Here is a 26,793-nt window from a genome sequence, read left to right as displayed (position 1 = left end):
CCGATGAGTGACCTGGCCGACGGCCGTGAGGCCGTGACCACCCGCGATGTGGTCCTGACCTACTACCAGCCCGTCAAGGCCCGCGCGCTGCGCGAAGCCGTGCTGCCGGCCGCCCGGCAGGCGGCGGCGGACGGGCTGGAGGCGCACGTCGAGCGGCACTGGCGGTTCGGGCCGCACCTGCGGCTGCGGCTGCGCGGCCCGGGGGCGCGGGTGGCCGCCGCGGCCGAGCGGGCCGCCGAGGGGCTGCGGGCCTGGACGGCGGCGCACCCGTCGGTCGCCGACCGGACGGACGGGCAACTGCTGGCCGAGGCCGCCGTCGCCGGACGGATCGAGCTGATCGCGCCGCCGTACGGACCGCTGGTGCCGGACAACACCGTGCGCGTGCTGCCCGTCGACCCGTCCGCCGGGGAAGCGCTGAACGCCCTGCTGGGAGCCGGATCCGCCGCCCTGCGCGACGAGTTGATGCGGCTGGGCCTGCCCGCCATCGGCGCGGGGTGCGACTTCCTCGGCGCGCACGGCGACGCCTCCGAGGCCCGCGTCCAGTTGGTGGTGTCGGCGCTCGCCGCCCACGCCGCCGCGCACCCGGAGGGGCTGATCGGCGGGCACTACTCGATGGTCTCGCACCTGGAGGACTTCCTCGTCCACGAGGACCCGGACGGCAGCCTGCGGGCCGCCTTCGACCGGCGCTGGGACCGCGTCGGCGGCGCCGTCACCGCACTGGTGGGCCGGATCACCGACGGCGGCGCGCGCGGCTGGGAGCGGGACTGGGCGCACTGGTCGGCGACCGCCTGGGCGCTCGCGGAGCGGCGCCACGCGGCCGGGATCGACCTCGGCGGCAGCCGCGAGGAGTACCGGGCACGCGCGGCCGCGGTCGGCGACCCGGAGACCGCCGCCCGCTGGGACTTCGCCCTGCGCACCCGCTACAGCGACTTCCACTGGCTGCTGCACCGCTCCGACCCCGGCGGCACGATGTGGACCCGCCCGGACTACCTGATCTACCGGGCCTGCACCAACGGCCTGTACCGGCTGTTCGCGATCTGCGACGTCCGGCCGGTGGAGCGCTACCTCGCCGCGCACCTGGTGGTCCGCACCGTGCCCGAACTCACCGGGCACCGCTGGCAGGACCGGGTGGACGAGGTCATCGCCGCCGTGGAGGGCGCCGCGTGACCGGCCGGGCCGGGGGTCCGCAGGGGGGTGCCGTACGGCCCCACCTGCGCCCGGGCGTGGCGGTGACCCGGCTCCGGGACGGACTGCACCTGCGCGGGCGCGGCAGCAGCCTCACCCTGGAGGGCAGCCGCGCGCTCCCCGCGCTGTGGAAGCTGCTCGACGCCCGGCTCGCGCCCGGTGCGGACCCGGCGGCGCCGGTCCCCGAGCCGAAGGTGGCGGCGGCGCTGGCCACCGTCACCGCCCGGCTGCGCGAGCACGACCTGATCGTGGACCACCCGAGCGGCGCCCGACTGCCGCTCTGGCCGGGCGCGGTGGCGGCGGAGCCGGGTGGCGCGGCGGCGGCCCTCGCGGCCGCCCGCCCGGTGGTGGCCGCCGCCGACCCGGACGGCCCGTTGGCCCGCGCGGTGGCCCGTGCCCTCGCCCGGGGCGGGACGGCCGCACCGGCGGTGGTCGCCGACGCCGGGCTGCCGGCCGGGCGGGTGGTGGCCTCGGCGGGCGCCCCGCCGGTGGCGGTCGGGGTGCAGTGCGGCGCGGACGGCGGGTTCGTCACCGAGCCCGCCGACCCGGCGCGCACCCGGGCGGACGCCGCCGCCCTCGCGGCCCGACTGGGCACCGACTCCGGCGCCGGTCCCGGCACCGACGCTGACCCGGGCGCCGGACACCCCGCCGCGCTGCCCGTCCTGCTCGCCGCCGCGGCCGCCCAGCGGCTGCTGTGCGCGGTCGCCGGCCTGCCGGACCCGGGCGAGCCGGGCGACGACCCGCGCCTGCTCGCAGGTCGCCCCGCCGTCCTGCTCGCCGAGGCCCGCCCGACGCGCGCCGAGCACCATCCGTGGGCGGCGGGCGCGGGCGGTGCCGCCGAACCGCCCACGGACCTCGTCGAGGCCCTCCGCCGGGTGACCGCCCTGGGCGATCCACGGCTGGGCGTCCTCGACGCGCCGTCGCCCGGCGACCTGCCCCAACTGCCCGTCGCCCTGGTCTCCTGTGCCACGCCGTCCGGCGCCCTGGTGGCCGGCGCCGCCCGGACGGACCTCGCCCGGCTGGCCGCAGCCTGCCGGTCCGCCGAACTCCACCTGGCGGCCGTCGGCGGGGGAGCGGCCCCGGTGGTGGGCGCCGACCCGGAGCACGCCCTCGGCCGGGCCCTGCGCGCGGCGGCCCTCGACCGTGCCGCGGCGGACGGACCCGCCTCGCACGGACCCGCGCTGCCGGAGTCGGCCTGGCGCGAGCACCCGCAGGCCGCGCACTGGTGGGCCGTGCTGGCCCGTCTCCTCGGCCGGTCGCCAGCTCTGACGGCCCGTCGGTTCGGGAGAGGTGTAGAGGTGTTCGTTGCCGAGGCCGAAGGGAGCCGAGCCGTCGAGGCCACCCCCGCCGACGCCGTCGCCCACGCCGCCCTGGCCGCCCTCACCCGCCTCCTCGCCCGGCGGAGCGGCCTGGCGGCCGCCCACCACACCGCCCTCACCGGAGCGGCCGCCCCCATCGCCGCCGCCGGACGCCACCCGGCCGCCTGGACGGACGAGGGCTGGACCGACCGCTGGCTCACCGGACTCGCCGACCGCGAAGCGGACCTGCGCGCCGCCCTGCACCGCCTGACCGGCCTGCGCACCGCCCCGTGGCGGGCCGCCACCCCCGCCGCCCGTCCGCTCGCCAACGCCCTGGACGGCTGCGGGTTCACCGCACTCGTACGCTCAGGAGACGGCCGATGAGCGAACTCCCCGTCCTCACCCCGGCGCAGGCCCTGGCCACCACCGGCGGCACCGCCGTGGTCCACCTCACCGAGTGGACCCTCGGCCTCGCCGCCCGGCTCAGCCGCCACGCCCTGGCCCACCCCGTGCGCCTGGTGCCGGTGCGCGAGGACGGCGCGCTGACCCTGGTCGGCCCCGTCCTGCACCCCGGCGCCCCCGCCTGCCTCGGCTGCACCGAGTATCAGCGGCTCGCCACCGCCGGCGGCCGGGTGCCCTGGCAGAGCCCCGAACTGGCGCTCGCGGGCACCGGCACCCCGGCCTTCGGCGACGCGGTGGCCGCCCTCGCCGCCGAGCTGGCCGCAGCCGTGCCGGCCCCCGCACTCGCCGTCGAGGCGGCCGCAGCCGTACCGGCCCGCGCAGGAGCATCTGACCCGGCCGCCGCCGTACCCGCCCCTGCCGAAGCGCCGGCCCCCGCCGGGGCCGCACCGGGGCCGGCCGGCGTCGGCCACGCCACCGTCCACCTGGTGAACGGCGCCCGCGCCACCTGGTCCACCCACCGGGTCCGCCCCGTCGGCGGCTGCCCCGTCTGCCACCCGCTGCCCGCCGACACCGCCGAGGCCGCCCGGCTGCCCGCGACGCCCCGCCCGCTGCCCGACCCGGCCGTGCTGCGCGGCCCCAACGACCGTACGGGCGCCGAGCAGTTGCGGGCCGAACTGCACGACGAGCGCTTCGGCCCCGTCCGCCGGCTGTTCCGCACCGAGGACTCGGCGTTCGCCCTCACCACCGCCTGGGCGACCGACGGCCGGACGGTCGACGACGGCGGCTACGGACGTGCGGAGGACTTCCGTTCCAGCGAGCGGGTGGCCCTGTTCGAGGCCGTGGAGCGGTACGCCGGCATGCGGCCGCTCGGGCGCCGGACCGTCCTGCGCGCCGCCTTCGCCGGCCTGCGGCGCGACCTCGGCCGCGACGCCGTCCTCGACCCCGCTCGGCTCGGCCTGCCCGACCCCGGCCACCACGGGCACCCCGCCGCCACCACCGTCCCGTACACCCCGGACCTGGAACTCGACTGGGTGCACGGCTGGTCGCTGACCCACCGCCGTCCGGTCGCCGTCCCCGAGCACGTCGCCTACTGGGACCTGCCGGCCCGCGACCGCCCCCGCGTGGTCTACGAGTCCTCGAACGGCTGCGGACTCGGCAACAGCCCCCAGGAGGCCGCGCTCTACGGCCTGTTCGAGGTCGCCGAGCGCGACGCCTTCCTGATGGCCTGGTACGCGGGCACCCCGCTGCCCGGCGTCGCCGTCCCCACCGAGGACCCGCAGGTCGCCGACCTGGCCGCCCGGGCCCGGCTGTTCGGCTACCGGCTGACCCTCCTCGACGCCACCAACGACCTCGGCATCCCCGCCGTGATCGCCCTCTGCCGCCACCACGGCGGCCACCCGGACACCCCGCGCACCTTCCTCGCGGCGGGCGCCCACCACGACCCGCTGACGGCGATCCGTTCCGCCGTCGCCGAGGTGGTCACCAACGTCCAGGAGGCCCCGCACCGCTCCACCGCCCCGGGCGGCCCGCGCGACCCGCAGCGGCTGCGGCAGCTGCTGGACCGGCCCGACCTGGTCGTCACCCTGGACGACCACGTCGGTCTCAACGCCCTGCCCGAGGCGCAGCCCCGGCTGGACTTCCTGTTCGCCGGCCCGCCGCCGGTGCCCCCCGCCGAGCGCTGGCCCGGCGCCCCCGCACCGGTCGCCGACCTGACCGAGCTGCTGGAGCACACCGTGCGCAGGCTCGCCGGCGAGGGCCTGGAAGTCGTCGTGGTCACCCAGGACGAGCCCGGCGTCCGCGACCGGCTGGGCCTGCACTGCGCCAAGGTGATCGTGCCCGGCACGCTGCCGATGACCTTCGGCCACGTCAACCGCCGCACCCGGGGCCTGCCCCGGCTGCTGGAGGTCCCGTACCGGCTCGGCCGCACCCCGGGCCCGCTGCGCCACGACGAACTGCCGCTCCACCCGCACCCGTTCCCCTAGCCCGTCAGCCCGTCAGCCCGTCAGCCCGTCAGCCCGTCAGCCCGTCAGCCCTCCAGCCCTCCAGCCCTCCAGCCGTCCGGGAAGGACACGATGACCATGCAGGACGTGATGACCGCCCACCGGCCGCCCACCGGCCACGCCGCACCCCCGACCGGCTGGCACAGCCTGCACCTCGCGCTGCCCCTGCCCGCCCACGAGGCGGACGCCTTCGTCACCGCCGACCTCGCCCCGCTGATGGACGGGCTCGCCGACACCGACTGGTTCTTCATCCGCTACGGCGAGGGCGGCCCCCACCTGCGGATCCGCCTCCGCGGCCCCGGCGCGCCGCCCGCGTCCCTCGCCGCCGAGCTCACCCGGCTCGCCACCCGCCGCACCCCCCTGGACGAGCCCTGGGCGGCGCGGCACGGCGAGGTCACCGAGGTGCCGTACGTGCCCGAGACCGAGCGCTACGGCGGCCCGGCCCTGCTGCCGATCGCCGAGGAGCTGTTCACCCGCTCCACCCGCACCGCCGTGCACGCCCTGCGCGCGCTGGACGCGGCCCCCGGCTCCCGCCTGCCGATCGCCCTCGACCTCGCCCACACCACCGCGCACGCGCTCGGCCTCGACGAACTCGCCGCCTCGCGCTGGCTGCGCCGCCAAGCCGCCTCCTGGCGCTGGGTCACCGAGTACCGGGCGCTGCCCGGCGCCGCCGTCCACACCCAGGTCAACACGGTGTTCGCCCGGCAGCGCGACGCCCTGGCCGGGCGTGCCCGGGCCCTGCGTGCGGCCCTCGGCTCGGGAACGGCCGCGCCGTGGCTGGGCGACTGGGCCGCCGAGGTCGCCGCCGCCGCCGCCCGGATGCGGGCCGCCGGGGCCCCGGAGCCGGCCGAACGCCTCGCCTGGGTCTGGGCCTCGCAGCTGCACATGCTGTTCAACCGGCTCGGCGTCGGCCCGGACGAGGAGCGCGCGGTCTGCCGCCTCGCCGCCCGGACGCTGCTGGAGACCGAGCAGCCGTTCACCTTCTTCCCCGCGGACCACCACGCGCCGGACCACCAGTACCTGGAACGCAGCAAGTTCCAGATCGGCCGCACCGAGGACACCACCCTGCGGGACCTGCCGCCCGTCCCGGCCCAGCGGCCCCGGCCCGGCGACGTCCCGCTGCCCGCAGACCCGCTGCCGCCGGTCACCCTCGCCGACGCGCTGCTCACCCGCCGCTCCAGCCGCGGCCCGCTGACCGGCCCGCTCACCGCCGCCACCCTCGGCGGCCTGCTGTGGCCGGCCTTCGCCGACGGCGAGGGCACCGGCCACCGCCCGTACCCGAGCGCGGGCGCCCTGCACACCGTGCGCCTGCGGCTGGTCGCCCTCGCCGTCGACGGCCTGCCCGCCGGCACCTACGAGTGCCTGCCGGAGCACCGCAGCCTGCGCCCGATCGGCCCGCCGCCCGAGCTCGACGACCTCAAGGCTCTCTCCTCCTACCTCTCCCGCCCGGCCGGCGACCCGGCGGCGATCGACATCGGGAGCGCCCCCGCCGTCCTCGTCGTCTACCTCGACCTCGCCCTGCTGCGCCGCCGCTACGGGCTGCGGGCCCTGCGCCTCGGCCTCCTCGAAGCCGGCCACCTCACCCAGAACCTGCTGCTCACCTCGGCGGCCCACGGCCTGGGCACCACCCCCCTCGGTGGCCTCCAGGACGACCTCGCCCACGAACTCCTCGGCCTGGACGACATCGAGGAGCCCGTCCAGTACCTGCTCCCGCTGGGGCGGCCGGTGCCGGCGGAGCGCCCCGGGAGCCCGGTGCTGCCCGGGTGATCACGACGTGAGGGGTCAAGACCGGTGTCGTCGTCGCCGGGGCCGTTGTTCTTGAATGAGTATTCAGATATGGTTCCCCCATGCCCAGGCCCCGTGAGTTCGACCCCGAGACCGTCCTCGACCAGGCGATGCTGCGGTTCTGGGAACGCGGGTACCGGGCGACGTCCATCGAGGACCTGGTGAAGGCCACGGGCGTGAAGCCCGGCAGCATCTACGGCGCGTTCCCCGGTGGCAAGCGCGCGCTCTTCGTCCAGTCGCTGGAGCGCTACTCGAAGCTGGTCGTGCCCCGCAAGCTCGGCGAGCTGGAAGCGGCGGGTGCGTCGGTGGCGGAGGTCCGCGGCTACTTCGACGGGCTGGTGCGCGACCTGCTCAGCCCCGAGGGGCGCCAGGGCTGCCTGCTGGTGAACACGGCGATCGAGAACGCCGCCGAGGACGACGCGGCGGCCGCGGTCGTGCGCGGCCACCTGGCGCGTCTGGAGCGGTGCATGACCCACGCCCTGGAGAACGCCGTGCGCCGGGGTGAGGTGCGGGCCTCGCTCGACCCGGGCGGCAGCGCCAAGCTGCTGGTCGCGACCTGTCAGGGGCTCATGGTCGTCGGCAAGGCCAATCCCGACGGGGCGGTGCTGCGGGCGATCGTCGACAACGCCTTCGCCGTGCTCGCCTGACGCCACGGCACCTCGGGCCACCGTACGCGGTGGCCCTTTCGTCGGCCCTATAGATGAATGACTATTCAAGAATGAGGTTGGGACATGAAGGCCATGGTCATATCCGCCCACGGCGGACCCGAGGTCCTCACCGCCACGGAACTGCCCGACCCGGTGCCCGCCGCCGGTGAGGTCCTCATCCGGGTGAAGGCGTTCGGCCTCAACCACGCCGAGGCGTACATGCGGAGCGGCGCCTGGGGTCAGGTGGCCGCCGTCCCCGGGATCGAGTGCGCCGGCCTCGTCGAGGCCGACCCCTCGGGTGAACTCCCGGTCGGGACGAGGGTGGTGGCGATCCTCGGCGGCATGGGACGGACCCGCAACGGCAGCTACGCGGAACTCGTCACCGTCCCCGCGACCAACGTGGTGGCCGTGGACTCGACCCTGCCCTGGGCCGACCTGGCCGCCGTGCCCGAGGTGTACGCCACGGCGTACAGCGCCCTGCACGGCAACCTCGCCCTCGGCGCCGGGGAGACCCTGCTGGTCCGCGGCGCGACCTCCTCGCTCGGGCAGGCCGCCGTCAACCTGGCCGTCCACCACGGCGCAACGGTGCTCGCCACCACCCGCAACCCCGCACACGCGCCCCTGCTCAAGGACCTCGGGGCCTCCGAGGTGCTCATCGACGACGGGCGGCTGGCCACGGAGGCCGAACGCAGGGGCCTCGCCGTCGACGCGCTGCTGGACGTCGTCGGCAACACGGTGCTCCGTGACTCGCTGCGCACCGTCGCGCCGCGCGGCCGGGTCTGCCAGGTCGGCTTCCTCGGCGGATTCGCCCCCGTGGCGGACTTCGACCCGATCGCCGACCTGCCCAGCGGCGTCCGGCTCAGCTTCTTCGGCAGCGCCTTCGTCCTGGGGACCCCGGCCTTCCCCCTCTCGGACGTTCCACTGGACGAGATCTACGCCCGGGTCGAGTCCGGCGCACTCCGCGCCCGCCCCACCCGGACCTTCCGCTTCGACGAGATCGTCGAGGCCCACCGGGTGATGGAGGCCGGCCAGGCCCTGGGCAAGATGGTCGTCGTCCTCGACTGACCCGACGCGGCCGGGCGGCACCGACCCTCCGGTGCCGCCCGGCCGCCCGCTCCCCGGCGCGCCCCGCAGACGGGGGCGCGAACACGCGCCCTAGCTGCTGTACACGCCGACCTCGTGCAGCGAGTACCCCCACTGGGTGCCGCGCTGCACGCCCTGCACGCGGACGTACCGGGCCGGGACGCCGGGGAACCGTACGGTGTCCAGGCCGCCGTCCCCGGTCGTGGTGGACCACACCGACCGCCAGGTGCTCCCGTCGGTGGAGACCTCGATCCGGTACGCCCGCCCGTAGGCGCGTTCCCAGTCCAGCGTGACCCGGCCGACCAGGCCGGTGGAACCGAGATCGACCTGGAACCACTGGTCGTCGCTCCACTCGCTGGCCCAGCGGGTGCCCGGGTCGCCGTCCACCGCCCGGCCGGGCGCGAAGCTGACGAACGGGTTCCACCACTCGGTGGTGCTGGCCGTGGCCGGGCGGTTCGCGGCCAGGTTCACCGTCGACCGGTGCCGCTCGGCGGCCCCCCACGTGGTGAGGTAGGACTCGGCGCCGCGGAAGAGGTCGTCGACCACGCCCTGGCCGCCGACCTGCCGGATGTCCTCCAGCCAGTCCGGCACCAGGCCGTAGTGGGCGGCGCCGTCCGTGTTGATGTCCCAGGTGCGCGAGCCGGTGGTCTGGCGGTCGATCAGGGACCCGCCGTCGGCGCTGCGGAACGGGTAGCGCACCGGGTTGGCGGTGTCCGCCCCGCGCGGGCCGGGCCAGCCGCCGACACCGTTCATGTCGGTGCCGTAGCCGTACCCCACGTGGTACTGGTCGCGCAGCGCCTCGGTCCGCTTGGCCTCGGCGCTGAACGCCTCGGCGCCGTTCATGTACTGGGCGACGAAGCCGCCGAGCTTGTAGACCCGCTCGATCCAGTCGAGGTCCATCCAGCTGTGCGAGGAGATCACACCCGGGTAGGACTCCGACTCCAGGATGTCGAACGAGCGCGCGGCCGCCTTGACGCTCATGTGGTCGACTTCGAGCATCATCTTGCGTTTCATCAGCCCGCGCACCGCGTACTCGCCGAGGTCGGTCAGCCCGCGCGTGTTGCACTGGGCGCCGTCGGCGTAGGCCGGCACCGTGACCCCCGCCGGGAGCTGCTGCTGCGCCTCGGGCGCCGGGGCGAGGCCGATCGGGTTGTCGTGCTGCGGCCCGGCGCACTGCTCGGTCTTCCAGAAGGTGCCGGTCGACAGGAACTGCCCGACGTTGATCGCCGTCCCGAGCGCGCCCTCGTCGAAGCGCACCCCGCAGAGCGCGTTGTCGAACTTGTGGCAGAGGAACATGCTGCGCACGCCCAGCCCGTACAGCTCGTCCAGGCCGCGGTCGATGTCGGCCCTGCTGCACTGGGCGACGTCGAGGATCTGCTTGCAGCCGAAGGGCTCGGAGGTCTCCACGCCGAGGACGACGGCCAGCTTGCCCTGCTCGATGACCTCGCGGGCCTGCGCGCTGTCCGTGACGATCCGGAACCAGCCCTTGCCCGGCCCGCCGTACATCGTGTCGATGTAGGCCTGCAGCTCGTACGTCTTCTGCGCCTGGAGGCGGATGGAGGTCATCTCGTCGCAGCTGCGGTCCTTGAAGAAGTAGACCGAGCAGATCACCCCGTTGGTGACCAGGTCGTTGACCAGCACCCGCTGGCCGCCGCGCCAGGCCCGTTCGATCCAGGCGTAGTAGTTCTGCTGGTGGGTGAGCGAGTCGTGGGCCGGCCAGTCCTTGAAGGTCGGCCAGCCGACCGGGTCGTGCTTGCCGTCGCCGCCCTTGGTGATGAAGTCGAAGATGGCGAGCGAGCCGTCGGGGTAGTGCTCGGGGCAGTCCTTCAGCGCGTCCGCGATCCCGGCTTCGGAGAAGGACTTGCCGCAGATCAGCCGCCCGCCGAACGCCTCGTTGGCCATGATGTGGTCGTGCGCGTCGACGAAGCCCCGGACCCGCCCCTGGGCGTCGGTCCCGCGGAACGGTTCGCCCGTGACGCCGATCTGCGAGTCGGGCGCGGGGCGTGCGGTCGGGTTCCACCAGTCCGTCCCGCCCGGCGCGGCGGGCGCCGGACCGGCGAGCGCCATGGCGGCGAGGGTGAGGAGCGCGGCCAGCAGTGCGACGAATCCGCGTCTGCCGTGGGGAAGTCGGTGCATGGTCACCACCCGTGTCCGAGGTGAGGGGGTGGCGCGGCCACGCACGGGCCCGTCCGGGGCGCGGACCGACCCTTCCGGGCCGGCTGTCATGGACCGCGCACTCGGTGTGATGAGAATCGCCACTGTTGGACTGGGAGTCAATAGGCGTGCGCGGATTCCGGTGCGGAATCCGGGACGGCTCCGGTGGTCCTCGACGAGCCGATCGCATCCGCCTCTGTCAGGCTGATGGAGCGGTGTCGAGCGGCACCGCCGCGCGCGAGGAGGTCCGTACGGATGTCTGAGCGAGAACCGGGGCGGAAGCCGGATCCGGCCGACCGCAGGGCCCACACGGCGGCCTTCCGGGCCGCGGAAGCCCGCCGGGAGCGGCGCCGGCGCTGGCTGGTGCGCGGCACGATCGGCCTGGTCGCCCTGGCGGCGGTCGGCGGGATCGCCGCCGTGATCGCGACGAACCAGGGCTCGTCCGGTTCCTCGCACGGGATCCCGGCACAGCCGCGGATCACGGCCGAGGGCCGCACCACGCTGCCGCCGTGGGACGCGCCGAGCGACGTCGCGGCCGCGGTGGCGGCGGCCGGGCTGCCGATGCTCGGCACGGAGGGCTCGGCGCTGCACATCCACACCCACCTGGACGTCCTGGCCGACGGCAAGCCCGTCGAGGTGCCGGCGCAGATCGGCGTGGACGAGGCCGCCCAGCAGATCAGCCCGCTGCACACCCACGACACCACCGGCATCATCCACGTCGAGTCGCCGGTGCACGCGGACTTCAGCCTCGGGCAGTTCCTCACCGAATGGCAGGTCTCCGCCTCCGCCGACCACCTCGGCGGCCTGAAGACCGATGCCACCCACACGCTGAAGACCTACGTCAACGGCAAGCAGGCCGACGGCGATCCGGCCGCGCTCCTGCTGCACGACCACGACGAGATCGCCCTGGTCTACGGCACGGCCGCGGAGGACGCCGGCGTCCAGGTGCCGAGCGGCTACACCTGGCCGAGCGGGCTGTAGGGACGGCCATGGCGTACGAGCCCGAGAGCCCCTTCCGCTCGCCCATCGTGGGCGACCTCGACCTCTCCCGGCCCGGGCCCGCGCCCGGGAGCGAGCCCGGCTCCCCGCCGGGGCTCGTGCTCAGGGCCGTCGAGGAGGTCGACCCGCAGGAGCAGGTGCCGATGCTGATCGAGCTGAACCTGCGCTACCCCGGCGGGCTGCAGGTGGTCCGCGACGAGTTCTACGCGCTCTGGGAGCGCTACGCGGGACGGTCCCGCGGGCAGTGGCCCGACGAGGTCACGTCGGGGAGCCACGTGCAGCCCGAGGTGCCCCCGGGGCTCGCACTGGTCGCGCCGAAGCTGTACCAGACCGTCCTGTCCCGGGCGGACCTCGGCGAACTGGTGGAGGACGACCGCCGCTCCGCCGCCCGCACCGGGCGACCGCCGACCGTCTTCCGGGTGTGGCCGGACTACCTGCTGCACCCGCAGATCGACCGCTCCGCACCCACGGTGAAGGCCAACGCCGCCTGGCGCGCCTACGACGCGCGCGGGAGCGGGATCGTCTGGGCGGTCATCGACAGCGGCATCGACGCGACCCACCCGCATTTCTCCGGGCTGGAGCTCGCCGCCGAGGGGCGGGGCGAGGACTTACCGCAGGGGCGGACCAGCGGCCTGCACCGGGACTTCAGCTTCCTGGTGAACCCGGCCGACCCCGTGGCGCAGCCGCCCGGCGGGGCGGCGGCCGGGGCCCCGGCGTCGCCGCTCGTGGACGACAGCGGGCACGGCACGCACGTCGCCGGCATCATCGCGGGCTGCACCCCGGACGGCATGACGCCGCGGGTGGCCACGCCGGACGAGCCCGGGGACGGCGGGTTCGTCGCCAGGGCCGGAGCGGATCGGCTGTCGGGGATGGCGCCGGCCTGCGAACTGGTCAGCATCAAGGTGATGAGGCTCAGCAGCCAGGGCACCTACGTGACGTCCTCCAGCGCGGTCATCCGCGCGCTGACCTACCTGCGGACCGAGGTCAACGTGGACCCGGCGGTGCTGCGGGTGCACGGCGTCAACATGAGTCTCGGTTGCGAGTGGCGGCCCGACCAGTACGCCGCGGGCCAGTCGCCGCTGTGTCAGGCGGTGGGCCAGGTGGTCGCCTCCGGCGTGGTCGTGGTGGTCTCCGCCGGCAACTTCGGCGCCCGGAGCACGTCCCGGGACACCGCCGACACCTCGGCCGTCATGGGCTCGATCACCGAACCGGCGCACACCGAGGACTGCATCGCGGTCGGCTCCACCCACCGGGAGGCCCCGCACGCGTTCGGCGTCACGTGGACCTCGGGAAAGGGCCCGACGCTCGACGGGCGGATGAAACCCGACGTCGTGGCGCCCGGCGAGTGGATCGCCTCGGCGGCCAGCGGCAAGGTCCGGGCCACCGCCGGGCTGACCCCGGCCCCGGGGGACCCGCTGCCGGCGAGCCTGCTGACGTACGCCGAGCAGTCCGGCACCTCGATGGCGGCGCCGCACGTCTCGGGTGTGATCGCGGCCTTCCTCTCCGCCCGCCCGGAGTTCATCGGCCGGCCGCAGCAGGTCAAGAGCCTGCTCACCGCCTCCGCCACCGACCTCGGCCGGGAGCGCTACGCGCAGGGGGCGGGGCTGGTGGACCTGATGCGGATGCTGGCGAATGTCTGACGAACGGCCACCCGAACGGCCACCCGAAAGGTCACGCGCGATGAGACGACTGCCGACGAACGAGCCCGTGTGGGACGTCACCTTCGACGCGCAGGGGCTGCTGACCGCCCCCGCGGCGGCGGACTTCCTCGACCAGGTCACCGCCGAGGGGGTGCAGGACCTGTTCGTCTTCAGCCACGGATGGGGCACCGCCCAGCAGAGCGCCCGCGAGCTCTACGACGCGATGTTCCCGCTGATCCGGGAGGCCGTGAGCGACGCGGCGAGCCTCGGCACGGTCGGATTCGCGGGCGTCTACTGGCCCTCGCTCTGGTTCCCGCCCACGCCGGCCACCCCGCCGGTGGCGGCCGCCGCGCCGCAGGCCGGGGACGGTGCCGTGGTGGACCTCAGCGCCGGAACGGCGGCCGTCTCCGGGGCCGACATCGCCGCGTCGCTGGTCCAGGGCTTCGCCGACCCGGCGCAGCAGCAGACGGTGACGGACCTCGGCCGGCTCATCGACGAGGGGGTGGCGGCGGTCGGCTCGGACGAGACCGACGAGGTCAAGGAGCAACGGCTGGTGCGGATCCACCAGTTGGTGCGGTCGCTGGTGCCGCCGCCCGCGCCCGACGGCACGTTCGAGGACTCGGGCGAGCAGGCGCTGCTGCAGGACGCCGACCCGAAGACGGCGTACCAGGCCGCCGCCGAGGCCTTCGGCAGCGCGCCGCCCGGCTCCTCCACGCAGGGCATCGGCGACTGGTTCCGGCACGCTGTGAACGGGGCGAAGGACGCGCTGCGGGTGCTCTCGTACTCGGTCATGAAGGCCCGGGCCGGTGACATCGGCCGGACCGGCCTCGGGCCGCTGCTCGCGGCCCTGCACGGCCGCGCGCCCGGCCTGCGGGTGCACCTGCTCGGGCACAGCTTCGGTGCCCGGCTGGTCTCCTTCGCCCTGGCCGGGGTCGGTGAGCCGGCCGACAGCCCGGTCGCCTCCCTGCTGCTGATCCAGGGGGCGTTCTCGCACTGGTCCTTCGCCCACGCCCAGGACAACCCCTTCGGCAGCGCGGGCGCGCTGAACACCTTCGCGGACCGGGTGCACGGCCCGCTCGTCTCCACCTTCAGCGTCCACGACTGGGCGGTGGGCGTGTGGTACCCGAAGGCCTCCTTCCTCGCCCGCCAGGACTCCGAGGCCGACGTCGCCGGGCGCTGGGACGGCATGGGCGCGGACGGGTACCAGGCCGTGGCGCCGTCCGAGGACCGGGTGATGCCCGCCGACGGCGGAGCCGCGTACGGCTTCGTGCCCGGGGCCTTCTACCGGGTGAACGCCGCCGCCGTCATCGACAACGTGGAGGGCGAACCGTTCTCCGGTGCGCACTCCGACATCCGCAAGCCGCAGGTGGCCGCGCTCGCGGCGGCAGCCGCCGGGGCGCACGCGTAGCAGGGGCAGGGGGCCGGGGGGCGACGCCGACGGCCACCGGCCGCCCGCGCGGGGCTACCGGCCGGGCGCGGTCACCGGCGGGGTCTCCAGCACCCGGAAGGAGATCCCCGCCGCGACCAGCCGGTCGATCAGCGGCCGGCCCATCGCCACCGCCGTGGTCAGCTGCCCCGCCAGCGGCGGCAGGTCGTCGTACGCCAGGCACAGCGCCGACTCCGCCAGCATCTTCGCGGTCTCCTGGTAGCCGGGATCGCCCCCGGACACCTCGGTGAGGACCGTCCGCCCGCCCTCCGCCCGGGCCACGAACCGGACGGCGAACCAGGACCGCGCCCGCTGCTCCGCGCTCGGCCCGGCGCCGGGCGCGCGCAGCCGTCCCAGGGCCCGGCGCAGCGGCGGCAGCTGGGCGGCGAGGGCGAGCGCCGCCACCGCGGCGACACCGCCGAGGGCGACCGGCAGCCGCCGTACCGCCGCGTAGTGCGCGTAGCCGAAGTCCGGGCCGTACTCGTCCAACGCGGCGGCCGAGCGGGACACCACCTGAGGGTCGATCGTGGGCATCGGCACCGCCCAGGCGCGGGCCGTCCGCGACCGGTGCGGCCGGCCGGCCGGGGTGCGGACCCGCCGGCCCTTCGGCCGGGGCTCGACCGCGCGGCGCTCCCGGGCGGCCCGGGCCATCGCCCCCGGCCGGGAGAAGGCCGTCATCGCGGAGGCGAAGGTGCCGCCGGAGACGGTGCCACCGGCGCGGACGAAGCCCTCGACCGACACCCGGGCCGCCGGGCCGCCGCGGCGCAGCAGCTCCTCGACGGTGAACAGCACACCGAGGTCGTGCGGCACCGAGTCGAAGCCGCAGGCGTGCACCAGCCGCGCGCCGGTGGCCACCGCCCGCTCGTGGTGCCGGAGGTACATCCGGTCGACGAACTCCGGCTCGCCGGTCAGGTCCACGTAGTCGGTGCCGCTGTCGGCGCAGGCCGCGACCAGCGGCTCGCCGTGCCGCAGGTACGGGCCGACGGTGGAGACCACCACCCGGGCCGAGGCGGCCACCTCGCGCAGCGCCGCGCGGTCCGCGGCGTCCGCGACCAGCAGCGGGAGGTCGGCGCAGCGCGGGTCGATCGTCGCCAGCCGCGTCCGGACGGCGGCGAGCCTGCGCCCGTCCCGCCCGGCGAGCGCCCAGCGGCAGCCCTCGGGCGCGCTCCGGGCGAGGTACTCGGCGGTGAGCCCGCCGGTGAACCCGGTGGCTCCGAACAGGACGAGGTCGTACGGGCGGGTCTCGGCCATCAACAGTCCCTACGTGCAGCAGTCCCTACCGGCGGGTGATCGACTGCGCCACGCTAGGAGCCCGGTGCGGCACTGTCAACGGTTCCGAGCAGGCGGTGCGGGCGGCACCGTCGAGCGGGCCGGGGGCGTCGCCGACCGCGCGTTGACCGCTTGTCTACCACGGACTCCTACCGTCCGGGCCGTTGGCACGTTCCTCACGGCTCAGAAGGATTCCCATGATCGACCCGGCCGCGCCGTCGCGCGGTGACACACCCCGGATCGCCGACGATCCGCGCTTCATCGAACTGCGCACCGCGTACCGCAGGTTCGTCTTCCCGGTGACGGCGGCGTTCCTGCTCTGGTACCTGGCGTACGTCCTCTGCTCGGCTTTCGCCCGCGACCTCATGGCGACCGAGGTCGTCGGACACGTCAACCTGGCGCTGGTCCTCGGGCTCCTGCAGTTCGTCTCGACCTTCGGCATCGCCCTGGCCTACGGCCGGTTCGCCGCCCGGCGGTTGGACCCGCCGGCCGCGGCCCTGCGCAGCGCGGCGGCGTGCCGTCCGACCACCCCGGGCCCGGCAGGCCACGGCGGCGACCAGGAACCGACGGAGATCCGGACATGACCCAGCACCTTCCCACCGCCACCGCCGCGGCGGCCTCGGCATCGCACAAGAGCCTGACCATCGGCCTGTTCGTCGCCCTGGTGGCGGTGACCCTCGCCATCACCCTCCGGGCGCGGCGCAGCACCCGCGGCACCGGCGGCTTCTACACCGGCGGCGGCCAGTTCTCCGCACTGCAGAACGGGATCGCGATCTCGGGCGACTACCTGTCCGCAGCCTCCTTCCTCGGCATCGCCGGGATCATCGCGCTCTCCGGCTACGACGGCTTCCTCTACTCGATCGGCTTCCTGGTCGCCTGGCTGGTCGCGTTGCTGATGGTGGCCGAACTGCTGCGCAACACCGGGCGGTTCACCATGGCCGACGTGCTGGCCGCGCGGCTGCGCAGCGGGCCGGTGCGGACCGCCGCGGGTGTGTCGACCATCGTGGTCTCGATCTTCTACCTGATCGCGCAGATGGTCGGCGCGGCGACGATCGTGGGGCAGCTGCTCGACGTCAAGGGCGCCTCCGCGCAGATCTGGACCATCGTCGGGGTCGGCGCCCTGATGATCGTCTACGTCGTGGTCGGCGGGATGAAGGGCACCACGTGGGTGCAGATCGTCAAGGCGGTGCTGCTGATGGCGGGCGCGGCCGTGATGACCCTGTGGGTGCTGGCGAAGTACGGGTTCGACCTCGGTCACCTGCTCGGGGACGCCGCCACGGCGTCCAAGAAGGGCGAGGCGTTCCTGCGGCCGGGCCTGAAGTACGGGGCCACCGACGGCTGGTCGAAGCTCGACCTGGTCAGCCTCGGCATCGCCCTGGTGCTGGGCACCGCGGCGCTTCCGCACGTCCTGGTCCGCTTCTACACCGTCCCGACCGGCCGCGACGCGCGCAAGTCGGTGAACTGGGCGATCGGCATCATCGGGGTCTTCTACCTGATGACCCTGGTGCTCGGCTTCGGGGCGGCCGCGCTGGTCGGCACGACCACGATCAAGGAGAAGGACCCGTCCGGCAACACCGCCGCCACCCTGCTGGCCGAACACCTCGGCGGTGGCGCGGGAACCACCGGCGGCTCGCTGATGCTCGCCTTCGTCGCGGCGGTGGCGTTCGCCACCATCCTCGCGGTCGTCGCCGGGCTCACCCTCACCTCGTCGTCGTCGTTCGCCCATGACCTGTACGCCAGCGTCATCCGCAAGGGCACGGCCACCGAGCGGCAGGAGCTGGTCACGGCGAAGATCGCCGCCGTGGTCATCGGTGCGGTCGCGGTCGCCCTGTCGATCTTCGCCAGGGACCTCAACGTCGCGTTCCTGGTGGCCCTGGCCTTCGCCATCGCGGCCTCGGCCAACCTGCCGGCGATCCTGCTGACCCTGTTCTGGAAGCGCTTCACCACCTTCGGCGCCAAGTGCGGCATCTACGCGGGCCTGGTCGGCTCGATCGGCCTGGTGCTGCTCTCCCCGATCTGCTGGGGCGGCGCGACCGGCACGGTCCACGCCGTGAAGCTGACGGCCGCGCAGGCGAAGGACTGCGGCGTGGAGGCGTCCAGCCAGCAGGTCGGCAACGCCACGGCGCTGATCTCCTGCACCGCCACCGCACCGGTCCCGCTGCAGAACCCGGGCGTCGTCTCGATCCCGGTCGGGTTCGGGGCCGCCGTCCTCGGCTCCCTGCTCGGCGGCCGCCGCCGCCGCGACGAGGAGTCGGACCGGCGCGTGTTCGAGGAGCTCCAGGTCCGGGCCCTCACCGGGGTGGGGCGGTAGACGTGGAACCGGGCTCGAACCTCGACGAGTTCCTCTCCGACCTCGCGCGCTACGCCGCCGCGGAGGTCCTGACCGCCCAGCTCACCGCGGACACCCTGCGCAAGTACCTGCGGGCCGGGCTGATCGTCCCCGACGACCTGTGCGCCGGTGACGCCGACGGCTACGCGCAGCGGCTCCTGCACGCCGGACGGACGCACTCGGTGGTGGCGCTGACCTGGCTGCCCGGGCAGTCCACCCCGATCCACGACCACGTCTCCTGGTGCGTGTCGGGCGTGGTGGAGGGCGTCGAGGTGGACGAGGCGTTCCGGCTGTGGCGGCTGCCCCGGTCGGGGCGCCGGGTGCTGGTGCCGTCCGGCCGTACCACCTGTTCTCCCGGCCGGGTGCAACTCCTGGTGCCGCCCGACGAGGACATCCACCGGGTGTCGAACGGCGGCACCGGTCGCGCGGTCTCCCTGCACGTCTACGGCGCCGACATCTCGCTGAACGGGGGCAGCTCGATCAACCGGGTCTTCGGACAGGAGGTCGTGGCCGTCCGGCCGGACGGAGCCCGCCTGGTCAGCTGGCGGAACGCGGACGATCCGGCCCCCTGACCGGCACGCCGTGGGCCGGCCCGCCGCTGCGGTCGGATCTCACGCGCACCGGCCCCCGTCGGGGACGGGGGCCGGTGCGCGCGGCGCGGTTCAGGGGTACGTCCTGGTCAGGTGCGGGCTACGGGCACTTCTCGTCGATCCGGTACTGCAGGGCCCTCGGGTAGTCGTGCCGGCTGAGCCGGACCCGGGCCAGGACCGGCGCGTGGTTGAGGTCGTTGCCGGGATCGGCGATCTCCGTCAGGAGCGATTCGAGCTCGGCGTGGGTGGTGAGTTCGCGCCCGTGCATCCGGTCCTTCTCGGTGCCGAACACCTCGGCCAGCATCTCGTAGCGCCACGGGTGCAGCACGTTGTAGAAGTCGGCCCCGTTGGACGGCTTCTCCTTGTAGTAGCAGGGGCTGACCAGCATCTGCTCGATGCCGTAGAAGCCCTCGTTGTCCAGGACGAAGACCACCGGCCGCAGGTGGTGGCGCACCTGGGTGGACAGCTCCTGGCAGATCTCCTGGAAGGAGCCGTCCCCGACGAACACGAGCGGGCGCTTCAGCGGCTGCTGCCGGCCCAGCGCCACGCCGGTGGCGGCGCCGACGGAGTAGCCGATGGACAGCCAGCTGTTCTGGGCCAGGAAGCCGGCCCGCTCGGTGATCCGCAGGTTCATCGAGCCGAGGAGCGCGAAGGCGGCGTCCGAGACCACCGTGAACGGCGAGGGGGCCTGCGGGTCCCCGCCGGTGGCCCGGTGCTCCAGGAAGTGGTTCATGTGCTCGAAGAAGCTGTCGTAGGTCAGCTCCGCCGGGTACTGGTCGCTGCTCAGCGAGTCCAGGAAGTCGGCCGTGCTGGCCGGGACGTCCAGGCCCGCCGCGTGCGCCAGCGCGAAGTGGTCGGCGGCGAAGGTCCTGCCGCCCAGTGCGTCGCGCAACGCCCGGATGAACCGGCCGAGTTGGACCTCGGGGAAGTACCTGGCGCCGACGCTGACGCCGTCGCGGGCCGCCACGATCCAGTCGTCGCCGATCGACTGCTCGCCGCCGAGGTTCTTGGACGTGGACCAGGTGCCCAGGCCGATCCGGCACCCGGCGTTCTTGAAGGTCGCCCGGATCTCCGGCAGGCTCGCCTTCCCGTTGTAGACGCCGGCGAACAGCGGGTGCCGTTCGGACACCACGGACTTCGCGCCGACCGTGGTGCAGAACTGCATCCGGGTGGCCTGCACGAAGTCCAGCAGCTCGTCCTCCAGCCGCTTGCGGACCAGTTCCTCGCCGGCCCACACGATCGGTGTGCCGAACGCCTCGATCAGCTCCACCGCGGCCGCGACCGCCTTCTCCAGCATCTCCTCGTTCCGCTGGGTGAACGGCCTGTCATGGGCGCGGAGTTCGCCCTGCGGAGGCGCGCACGGCGCGTGCCAGAGGTCCTCCATCACCTCCAGGTAGACCGGCTTGCGCTCGGTGAGGCACGCGGTGATCGCGCTGTCGATCTGGGAGGGCGCGAGGCCCGGGTTGGAGAGCACCTGTGCGTCCACCGTGACCTGCCGGTAGACCTCCAGGTTGCTCTCCCGGCGCGTGCTCATGTGCGAGGTGAGCAGGCCGACCGCCTGCTGGTTGAGCCACTGCTCGTAGGAGGGCGCGGCGTTGATCGCGATCAGTGGCACGTCCTCGACGTACGCGCCGCCGACGGTGTTGAGCAGGCTGAACGCGCCCACCCCGTAGGTCACCGCGACGGCGCCGACGGCCTGCTCGCCCGTGGCCGGGTCGATGTCGGCGGCCCGCACCCGGGCGTAGGCGTCGGCCGCGTAGCCGCCGCCCATCTCGGTGGGGGTGCCGATCCAGCGCACCCCGGTGGTGGACTGCATGATCGTCAGGAACGGGCCGAGGAAGTCCCCCGGCACCCCGAACAGGTACTTGACGCCCAACTGCTCCAGCCGGGTGGCCAGGTAGCGGGCCACCGTCCATTCGTCGCCGCTCATCCGCGCAGTGCCTCCTGTCGGCTCTCCGACCGTCCTTCCTCCCGGGCCCGGACCTCGGGCCGGAGGTCCGGTTCCGCCCGGGCCGGCGGCGGCGGGGCCTCGTGCACCGCGATGGCCGACCGGACGGCGGTCTCCACCGCGCCCTCGATCCAGGCGTGCTTGAACGAGACGTGCTCGCCGGCGAAGTGCACCGGGCCCTCCGGCTTCATCACGTCGAGGTGGAAGCTGGTCATCTGGTGGGGGGTGTACACCGCCGCCTCGCCGAAGGCGTACGGGTCGCGCAGCCAGCTCTGGGTCTGTCCGTAGCCGGTGTAGAACACCTCGATCCGGCGGCCGTGCACCGACTGGAGGTTGCGCAACGCGTACACGTACCGCTCGTCGTCCTCCATGGAGTCCCAGCGCACCGCGTCGTCCGACCAGCTGTAGCTCGCCAGGACCACGCCGCCGCCGTCGCCCTCGGGCACCGGGTGCGAGGGGTAGTACATGAAGCGGTTCGGGTTGTCGGTGGTCGAGCCGCCGCCGAAGCAGTCGGTGGCGGGGCGCACGCTCGCCCGGAGCAGCGGGGTGTGCTGGTAGACCTCCCGCTGGCCCTGGCCGATCCGGCGCTCGTCCACGCTCGCGTGCGCGCCGAGCAGCACCTCCGGCAGGTTGCGCGGGGGCCGGTGGCCGTTGTGGGCGGCGGCGACGGCCGCCTCGGCGTCGTCCTCGCCCGCCCGCTGGTAGTACTCGTACAGGCCGGGGGTGATGGAGTCGAGTTCGACCTTCCAGTCCGCCTCGGTGAACTCCCACCAGCGGCGGGAGAACTCCAGCAGCACCTTGGTGGCCTGGTCGTAGTGGGTCTCGATGATCGCCCGGCGCTTCTTGTAGGAGAACGGCGGCGTCACCTGGACGAACCGCAGGGCCGAGAACGGGACGGTGACGATCGCGAAGTCGCCCTTCCAGACCGTGGGTTCGGCCTCCGGGTCGTCCTCGGGAACGGTGCTGACGGCGACCTGCGGCCCGATCGGGCCCACCTCCCGGGCTCCGCCGCCGTCCCGGCGCGGGTCCCAGTACTCCATCCGGATCATCCGCCGGCCCATCCGCAGTTCGTCGCGGAGCTCGTCGGCGAGCGCTTCGGGCAGCTTCCAGCTGCCGCCCTCGATCTCCCAGTAGGTGGCGTTCGGGTTGATGTCGCTGCGGCCCAGGAAGGTGTGGAAGAAGGCCAGGTGCAGCCGCGAGGTCATGTTCTCGATCGTGCCGATCGCCTCGATGGCCTCGTCGCTGAAGCCCGCGTACTCGCGCAGGAAGCGGCCCATCGAGTAGCCGTCGAAGTCGCGGATCACCCGGGCCCAGCCGTCCAGCCACTCGGCGAACGGCTTGTTCACCCGCTTGCCGTCCTTGATCTCCGAGTAGTAGTCGCGGACCGGCTCCAGGGCCTGGTTGACCATGTCGGCGGCGGTGATCCGCACCTCGTCGCCGGTGAGGTGGAAGCCCTCGTTGATGCAGCTGGGGTCGGCCGCGTACTCCTTGCGGCGGGCCTGGATCCGGTTCGTGCGGATCCAGGAGTTGAAGCGCTTGGCCGGTTCGCGGAAGTCCGGGCTGTCCGCGCCGTACTTCCAGACCTTGCCGGGCTCGAAGGACTCGTAGACCACCGGCGGGACGGGCGCGTTCTGGTTGCCGGTGTCCGGATCGACGTCGACGTTGAAGAACAGCTGCCGTTGCAGGCCGAGGCTGTCGACCAGCGCCAGGGTGAGCGGGTGGAAGCTGGGCAGCCGCATCGCCCCGGCCTCCGCGTACTGCCTGGGGTCGTAGAACGGCCCGTCGAGTTCGTCGTCGGTGGAACGGAAGGTCTTGATCCGCCCGCCGATCCGGTTGGCGTTGGCCTCCAGGACGGTGACGTTGTGTCCGGCGTCCTTGAGCAGCTTCCCGGCGACCAGCCCGGCGATGCCCGCGCCGATGATCAGCACGTCCTTGGGCTCGTCCGTCGCCGGGATGCCGTCCTTGATCAGGACGTCGAGGTAGCGCAGCTTCAGGTCCTTGTCGTCCGGACCGACCAGCAGCAGTTCGCGCGCCAGTTGTCGGCAGGTCTGCCAGCGGGCGCGATCGCCGGCGGTGCCTTCGATGACGGGGTTCTCCATGGTGTTCCTCGGGGGAGTGGGCAGCGCGGATGACCACGATGAGTGATTCGTACGCTACTCAAAGTAGCTTCGTCGCCGAGGGACCTGTCAACCGGAGGTCGGTCCTTCGACGGGATCACGCAGTGCCACCGGGCGAGTTCCTGCCCGGGGGGTGTACGGGGAACGAGTTGCGGGGAGCGGGCCCGGGCCGGGCGGGGAGCCCGTAGAGTGCGCGGCATGTCGGATGACGAGTTGCGGCGGATCAACGCCTTCCTGGCCGGGTTCGCGCGTCGGCGGGCCGAGCGCACGGTCGAACTCCCGGGAGGGTTCGCGGTGTTCGACGACCGCTTCGCGGGCTCGTGGTCGAACAACCAGGTCGTGGTGGACCGGACCGACGCGGAGCCGGCCGCCCTGCCCGGCGTCGTCGACGAGGTGATGGGCGAGCGGCCCTTCCGCGTCGCGTCCGTCCTGGACGACGACTTCGGCGCGGCGTGCGTCGGGCCCTTCGAGCGGGCCGGGTACCGGCACAGCACCTACCTGGTGATGCTGCACTCCGGCCCGGTCCCCGCCGCCCGCGACGGCCGCACCGTCGAGGAGGTCGGCCTGGCGGCGCTCCGCGAGCCGCTCGCGGCGAGTTGGCGGACGGCACTGCCGGACGCCGCCGAGGAGGTGATCCACCTGCTGGTCGAGCGACGCGTGACGACCCGCCGCGGAGCCGAACGCGTCCGCTTCCTCGGCTCGCGGGCGGAGAACGGCGAGGTCGCGGCCTGGAGCGACCTCTACCTCGAACCCGCCCTCGGGATCGCCCAGATCGAGGACCTGATGACTGCCGAGGCGCACCGCCGGCGCGGCCACGCCGACGCCGTCCTGGCCGCCGGCCTGAGCCGCGCGGCGGACTCGGGCTGCGCCACGCGCTTCCTGATCGCGGAGTCCGACGACTGGCCGCGGGAGTGGTACGCCCGCCGGGGCTTCGAGGTCATCGGGCGCGGCCACGGCTTCGAACGCACCTGAGGCACGGCCGGCGGGCACGGGAGGGGCACCGTCGGCGCCGTCGAGGTCCCGTCGCGCTGCGGGAACGGCGCCCCCGGTCGGGACGGGGGCACGGCAGGACGGGACGGGCGGTACGGGCAGCCGTGGCCGATCGGGCCCTCGTGAGCGCCGCCCGAGCGGCTCACGCCTCCTGGGCCGTCCCGCCCGGCCAGTCCCCGCGGCCCACCAGGTCCAGGACCAGGGCGGCGATGTTCCACGCGTCGTCGTCGCCCCGGTGGTGGCGCCCCTCCAGCGGGAGGCCGGCCACCGTCAGCGCCTGGGCCATGCCGGGGCGCCGCCGCAGGCCGTAGGCGGCGGTGAAGGCGACCTTCGCATTGGTGTGGTGCTGCCCGAACGGGTACTCCGTGCCCGTGGTCCGGCACTGGCGGGTGAACTGGTTGCGGTCGTAGTCGCCCCAACTCGCCCAGGGCAGCGTGCCGGTGCGGTGCCGGGCGGCCAGCGTCCGGCAGGCCTCGGCGAAGGACAGGCCCCCGTCCACCTCGGCCTGCGTCAGCCCCGTCAGCTCCGTGCAGAACGGGCTCACCCGCGACCGCGCGGGCCGCACCAGCAGCCGGTGCTTGGCGAGGCGGGTACCGGCGCGCAGGTCGACGACGGTGAGCCCGATCTCGATGATCTCGCTCACCTGCCCGGGCGGCGGCTGCCCCTCCCAGCAGGTCGCTTCGACATCGACCACGTTCAGCAGGTGCTCGTTGACGTCCATGAGCGGGCATCGTAGGGAACCTCCCGCCGCCGGGTCACCCGGATTTCCGCCGCCGGGCCGGTGACCGGCCGCCGCTCCGGGCCTCAGTCCGCGAGGCCCAGCGGGTCGGGGGCGGTGTCCAGCAGTTCGGGGCCGTTGTTGCGCACGCTGTTGACGGTGGGGGCGACGGCGCGCACGCGCAGGTCGCCGTCGGCGGGGCGGCGCAGGAGGTGGTGGAGCTCGGCCGGGTCGGTGTGGGCGGGGGAGAGCCAGGTGGGGAGGTCGTCCGGGGCGATGGTGAGGGGCATCCGGTCGTGGATGCGGCCGGCGCTGTCGGTGGCGTCGGTGGTGATGACGGTGGCGGTGGCGAGCCAGGCGAGCGGGTCGTCGTCGGCGCGGGTGCGGTCGCGCCAGAACTCGTAGAGGCCGGCCATCAGCATCACGCCGCCGGTGCTGAGGAAGTACGGCTGCTTGTACTTCTTGCGGTCGGCATCGGCGGGCACCTCCCGCCACTCGAAGTAGCCGTCGGCGGGGATGACGCAGCGGCGGGCGGTGAAGGCCTTGCGGAAGGCGGGCTTGGTGTCGACGGTCTCCGAGCGGGCGTTGATCATGCGGGCGCCGCCGGACGCGTCCTTGGACCAGGACGGGACCAGGCCCCAGCGCAGCGGGCGCAGCTGGCGCAGCACCTCGCCGGTGTCCCGGTCGACGCGTTCCAGGACGGCCGGGACGGGATCGGTGGGGGCGACGTTCCAGCTCGGCGCGAAGGTCTCGGCCGGGTCCCAGCGGAGCTCACCGAGCAGCGAGACGAGGTCCTGGGGCGTGGTGGTGGAGACGAAGCGGCCGCACATGCCCCCCAGCCTGCCACCAGGGACGGACAACCGGGGCGCACCCCGCGGCTTCGACGCGTCGGCGGCTTCGGCGGGCCGGTGTGTTCGGTGTGCCGGTGCGCCCGGTGTACCGGCGCGTTCGGTGTGCGCCGCCGTGGCGCACCCTGCGGCCGGTCCTCCGCCGGAGGGGCCGACCGTCCTCGCCGTCGGGCCGCTGCTGCTCGGTGGCGGGCAGGCCGACGAGGCGGGGCCGGGACCCCCGCCCGTGGGGCGACGGGGGCGTCGGGGACCGGCCCCGGGGCGGCGGCTCAGTGGCCGCGCTGCCGCCCGTCCTCCGTCCAGGGGCGCAGCTTCTCCGGGTTGCGGACCGCCCAGATCCGGGTGATCCGGCCGCCGTCCACCTCGAAGGCCGCGACGGTCGCGGTGCGGCCGGCGCGCTGGGCGACGAGGCCGGGGCGGCCGTTGACGGTCCGTTCGAGGAGCGTGAGCCCGGGGGCCGTGTCGGCGATCCGGACCACGTACCGGGCGATCGGGTCGGCGCCCACGACCGGGCGCAGGACGGCGCCGACCGTGCCGCCGCCGTCGGCCGTCATCGTGGCGTCGGGGGCGAGCAGGCCGACCAGCGCCGCGATGTCCCTGGCCTCCCAGGCTTCCTTGAAGTGCCGTACCAGACCGGCCTGTCCGGCCCTGGGGGCGGTCGGCGCCTGCACGGCGCGCACCCGCCGTCGGGCCGAGGTGGCCAGCTGTCGGCAGGCCGCCGGGGTGCGGCCGACCATCTCGGCGACCTCGGGGAACGGGTACCGGAAGACGTCGTGCAGGATGAACGCCACCCGCTCGGCCGGGGTCATCGCCTCCAGGACGACGAGGAAGGCCATGTTCACCGACTCGTCCAGGGTGACCCAGTCGGCCGGGTCGGTCGGCTCCTCCTGGCCGCCGCCCGGCCCGCCGATCCACTCGGCGCGGTCGGGCAGCGGTTCGGGTATCCACTCCCCGACGTAGCGCTCGCGCCGCACCCGGGCCGAGCCGAGCAGGTCCAGGCAGACGCGGGTGGCCACCGTGGTCAGCCAGGCACCGGGCGAGGCGACGGCCTGCTGCCGCTCCGGCGGCATCGCGTACCACCGGGTGTACGTCTCCTGCACGGCGTCCTCGGCCTCGGCCAGCGAACCCAGCAGCCGGTAGGCGATGTTGATCAGCTGCCGCCGCTCGCCGACGATCGCGCTCGGGTCCGGTGCGGACGGGTGGTGCCCCGGCTCGGATGGGGTGGTCATGATCGGGGACGCTCCCTGGCTCGTCTCGTCCGCTGCCGCCCGCACGGCGCTCGTGCGGACGGCTCCTGCCGCTCTCGCCGTTACGACCGAACGGCGCACCGGAGTGTGACACCGGAAACCCCGCCTCACACTCGGG

General features: G+C 74.5%; 20 protein-coding genes. 13 read left to right on the top strand and 7 right to left on the bottom strand.

All coding sequences use genetic code 11. From position 1 onward, the window contains the following. Window positions 1-3: 3 nt before the first annotated feature. The 6 genes from ACZ7KX_RS21235 (at window position 4) to ACZ7KX_RS21210 (ending at window position 8,382) form a co-directional block, all read left to right on the top strand. Window positions 4-1,167, top strand: coding sequence for a hypothetical protein (locus ACZ7KX_RS21235; RefSeq protein WP_470327782.1), 1,164 nt, complete (start codon window positions 4-6; stop codon window positions 1,165-1,167). Beyond that, entirely contained in the window at window positions 1,164-2,867 is a 1,704-nt protein-coding gene (locus tag ACZ7KX_RS21230) for a hypothetical protein (protein WP_470327781.1), read from the top strand. Before ACZ7KX_RS21235 ends, ACZ7KX_RS21230 begins: the two co-directional genes overlap by 4 nt. Next, window positions 2,864-4,867, top strand: coding sequence for a TOMM precursor leader peptide-binding protein (locus tag ACZ7KX_RS21225; RefSeq protein ID WP_470327780.1), 2,004 nt, complete (start codon window positions 2,864-2,866; stop codon window positions 4,865-4,867). The genes ACZ7KX_RS21230 and ACZ7KX_RS21225 overlap by 4 nt, the downstream gene beginning before the upstream one ends. A gap of 90 nt (window positions 4,868-4,957) precedes the next feature. Then, entirely contained in the window at window positions 4,958-6,652 is a 1,695-nt protein-coding gene (locus tag ACZ7KX_RS21220) for a thiopeptide-type bacteriocin biosynthesis protein (RefSeq protein WP_470327779.1), read from the top strand. Window positions 6,653-6,732: 80 nt separating this feature from the next. Continuing rightward, window positions 6,733-7,317 (top strand): TetR/AcrR family transcriptional regulator, encoded by a 585-nt coding sequence (locus ACZ7KX_RS21215; RefSeq protein WP_350523090.1) that lies wholly within the window; start codon window positions 6,733-6,735, stop codon window positions 7,315-7,317. A gap of 84 nt (window positions 7,318-7,401) precedes the next feature. Next, on the top strand, window positions 7,402-8,382 hold the full coding sequence (locus ACZ7KX_RS21210) for a zinc-binding dehydrogenase (protein WP_470327778.1): 981 nt from the start codon (window positions 7,402-7,404) through the stop codon (window positions 8,380-8,382). A 90-nt stretch (window positions 8,383-8,472) separates the two neighbouring features. Here the strand turns inward: ACZ7KX_RS21210 and ACZ7KX_RS21205 are convergent, their stop codons facing one another. Continuing rightward, window positions 8,473-10,536: a galactose-binding domain-containing protein gene (locus tag ACZ7KX_RS21205; protein ID WP_470327777.1), complete on the bottom strand. Its 2,064-nt coding sequence runs from the start codon at window positions 10,534-10,536 to the stop codon at window positions 8,473-8,475. Window positions 10,537-10,809: 273 nt separating this feature from the next. Between ACZ7KX_RS21205 and ACZ7KX_RS21200 the strand changes: the two genes are divergently transcribed. From ACZ7KX_RS21200 to ACZ7KX_RS21190, 3 genes are read left to right on the top strand one after another with little or no spacing between them, the layout of a single operon-like run. Then, window positions 10,810-11,535: a hypothetical protein gene (locus ACZ7KX_RS21200; protein ID WP_470327776.1), complete on the top strand. Its 726-nt coding sequence runs from the start codon at window positions 10,810-10,812 to the stop codon at window positions 11,533-11,535. Window positions 11,536-11,543: 8 nt separating this feature from the next. After that, entirely contained in the window at window positions 11,544-13,193 is a 1,650-nt protein-coding gene (locus ACZ7KX_RS21195) for a S8 family serine peptidase (protein WP_470327775.1), read from the top strand. Between the two features lie 40 nt (window positions 13,194-13,233). Continuing rightward, a complete protein-coding gene (locus tag ACZ7KX_RS21190; protein WP_470327774.1) occupies window positions 13,234-14,601 on the top strand; it encodes a hypothetical protein in 1,368 nt (455 codons plus the stop codon). Window positions 14,602-14,655: 54 nt separating this feature from the next. On the opposite strand, the gene ACZ7KX_RS21185 is transcribed toward ACZ7KX_RS21190, so the two are convergent. Beyond that, on the bottom strand, window positions 14,656-15,870 hold the full coding sequence (locus ACZ7KX_RS21185) for a saccharopine dehydrogenase family protein (RefSeq protein WP_470327773.1): 1,215 nt from the start codon (window positions 15,868-15,870) through the stop codon (window positions 14,656-14,658). Window positions 15,871-16,085: 215 nt separating this feature from the next. Here ACZ7KX_RS21185 and ACZ7KX_RS21180 point away from each other — a divergent pair, with 215 nt between their 5' ends. From ACZ7KX_RS21180 to ACZ7KX_RS21170, 3 genes are read left to right on the top strand one after another with little or no spacing between them, the layout of a single operon-like run. Next, window positions 16,086-16,472, top strand: a complete 387-nt coding sequence (locus ACZ7KX_RS21180) for a DUF485 domain-containing protein (RefSeq protein WP_470327772.1) — start codon at window positions 16,086-16,088, stop codon at window positions 16,470-16,472. Further along, window positions 16,469-18,199 (top strand): solute symporter family protein, encoded by a 1,731-nt coding sequence (locus ACZ7KX_RS21175; protein WP_470327771.1) that lies wholly within the window; start codon window positions 16,469-16,471, stop codon window positions 18,197-18,199. Before ACZ7KX_RS21180 ends, ACZ7KX_RS21175 begins: the two co-directional genes overlap by 4 nt. A 2-nt stretch (window positions 18,200-18,201) precedes the next feature. Continuing rightward, window positions 18,202-18,789, top strand: a complete 588-nt coding sequence (locus ACZ7KX_RS21170) for a cysteine dioxygenase family protein (protein WP_470327770.1) — start codon at window positions 18,202-18,204, stop codon at window positions 18,787-18,789. 118 nt (window positions 18,790-18,907) lie between these two features. On the opposite strand, the gene ACZ7KX_RS21165 is transcribed toward ACZ7KX_RS21170, so the two are convergent. Beyond that, complete coding sequence (locus tag ACZ7KX_RS21165; protein WP_470327769.1) at window positions 18,908-20,737, bottom strand: alpha-keto acid decarboxylase family protein; 1,830 nt, start codon at window positions 20,735-20,737, stop codon at window positions 18,908-18,910. Next, window positions 20,734-22,854: a flavin monoamine oxidase family protein gene (locus ACZ7KX_RS21160; RefSeq protein WP_470327768.1), complete on the bottom strand. Its 2,121-nt coding sequence runs from the start codon at window positions 22,852-22,854 to the stop codon at window positions 20,734-20,736. Before ACZ7KX_RS21160 ends, ACZ7KX_RS21165 begins: the two co-directional genes overlap by 4 nt. A 216-nt stretch (window positions 22,855-23,070) precedes the next feature. On the opposite strand from ACZ7KX_RS21160, the gene ACZ7KX_RS21155 reads away from it, so the two are divergent. Next, complete coding sequence (locus tag ACZ7KX_RS21155) at window positions 23,071-23,844, top strand: GNAT family N-acetyltransferase (protein ID WP_470327767.1); 774 nt, start codon at window positions 23,071-23,073, stop codon at window positions 23,842-23,844. 160 nt (window positions 23,845-24,004) lie between these two features. Here the strand turns inward: ACZ7KX_RS21155 and ACZ7KX_RS21150 are convergent, their stop codons facing one another. The 3 genes from ACZ7KX_RS21150 to sigJ all read right to left on the bottom strand — a co-directional run bounded on the left by ACZ7KX_RS21150 (window position 24,005) and on the right by sigJ (window position 26,657). Then, entirely contained in the window at window positions 24,005-24,583 is a 579-nt protein-coding gene (locus ACZ7KX_RS21150) for a 3'-5' exonuclease (RefSeq protein ID WP_470327766.1), read from the bottom strand. Between the two features lie 83 nt (window positions 24,584-24,666). Continuing rightward, complete coding sequence (locus ACZ7KX_RS21145; protein WP_350523076.1) at window positions 24,667-25,410, bottom strand: SOS response-associated peptidase; 744 nt, start codon at window positions 25,408-25,410, stop codon at window positions 24,667-24,669. A gap of 287 nt (window positions 25,411-25,697) precedes the next feature. Then, entirely contained in the window at window positions 25,698-26,657 is a 960-nt protein-coding gene (gene sigJ / locus ACZ7KX_RS21140) for an RNA polymerase sigma factor SigJ (protein WP_470327765.1), read from the bottom strand. Window positions 26,658-26,793: the final 136 nt, after the last annotated feature.

The organism is Kitasatospora sp. NPDC038210 (assembly GCF_055600605.1).
Note: the sequence above shows the minus strand (reverse complement) of the source record. Positions and strands in the feature narration are given on the sequence as shown.

Coding starts and splice junctions, on each gene's coding strand:
- ACZ7KX_RS21235 (WP_470327782.1), top strand. CDS start 4: ATGAGTGACCTGGCCGACGGCCGTGAGGCCGTGACCACCCGCGATGTG.
- ACZ7KX_RS21225 (WP_470327780.1), top strand. CDS start 2,864: ATGAGCGAACTCCCCGTCCTCACCCCGGCGCAGGCCCTGGCCACCACC.
- ACZ7KX_RS21220 (WP_470327779.1), top strand. CDS start 4,958: ATGACCATGCAGGACGTGATGACCGCCCACCGGCCGCCCACCGGCCAC.
- ACZ7KX_RS21215 (WP_350523090.1), top strand. CDS start 6,733: ATGCCCAGGCCCCGTGAGTTCGACCCCGAGACCGTCCTCGACCAGGCG.
- ACZ7KX_RS21210 (WP_470327778.1), top strand. CDS start 7,402: ATGAAGGCCATGGTCATATCCGCCCACGGCGGACCCGAGGTCCTCACC.
- ACZ7KX_RS21205 (WP_470327777.1), bottom strand. CDS start 10,536: ATGCACCGACTTCCCCACGGCAGACGCGGATTCGTCGCACTGCTGGCC.
- ACZ7KX_RS21200 (WP_470327776.1), top strand. CDS start 10,810: ATGTCTGAGCGAGAACCGGGGCGGAAGCCGGATCCGGCCGACCGCAGG.
- ACZ7KX_RS21195 (WP_470327775.1), top strand. CDS start 11,544: ATGGCGTACGAGCCCGAGAGCCCCTTCCGCTCGCCCATCGTGGGCGAC.
- ACZ7KX_RS21190 (WP_470327774.1), top strand. CDS start 13,234: ATGAGACGACTGCCGACGAACGAGCCCGTGTGGGACGTCACCTTCGAC.
- ACZ7KX_RS21185 (WP_470327773.1), bottom strand. CDS start 15,870: ATGGCCGAGACCCGCCCGTACGACCTCGTCCTGTTCGGAGCCACCGGG.
- ACZ7KX_RS21180 (WP_470327772.1), top strand. CDS start 16,086: ATGATCGACCCGGCCGCGCCGTCGCGCGGTGACACACCCCGGATCGCC.
- ACZ7KX_RS21175 (WP_470327771.1), top strand. CDS start 16,469: ATGACCCAGCACCTTCCCACCGCCACCGCCGCGGCGGCCTCGGCATCG.
- ACZ7KX_RS21165 (WP_470327769.1), bottom strand. CDS start 20,737: ATGAGCGGCGACGAATGGACGGTGGCCCGCTACCTGGCCACCCGGCTG.
- ACZ7KX_RS21160 (WP_470327768.1), bottom strand. CDS start 22,854: ATGGAGAACCCCGTCATCGAAGGCACCGCCGGCGATCGCGCCCGCTGG.
- ACZ7KX_RS21155 (WP_470327767.1), top strand. CDS start 23,071: ATGTCGGATGACGAGTTGCGGCGGATCAACGCCTTCCTGGCCGGGTTC.
- ACZ7KX_RS21150 (WP_470327766.1), bottom strand. CDS start 24,583: ATGGACGTCAACGAGCACCTGCTGAACGTGGTCGATGTCGAAGCGACC.
- ACZ7KX_RS21145 (WP_350523076.1), bottom strand. CDS start 25,410: ATGTGCGGCCGCTTCGTCTCCACCACCACGCCCCAGGACCTCGTCTCG.
- sigJ (WP_470327765.1), bottom strand. CDS start 26,657: ATGACCACCCCATCCGAGCCGGGGCACCACCCGTCCGCACCGGACCCG.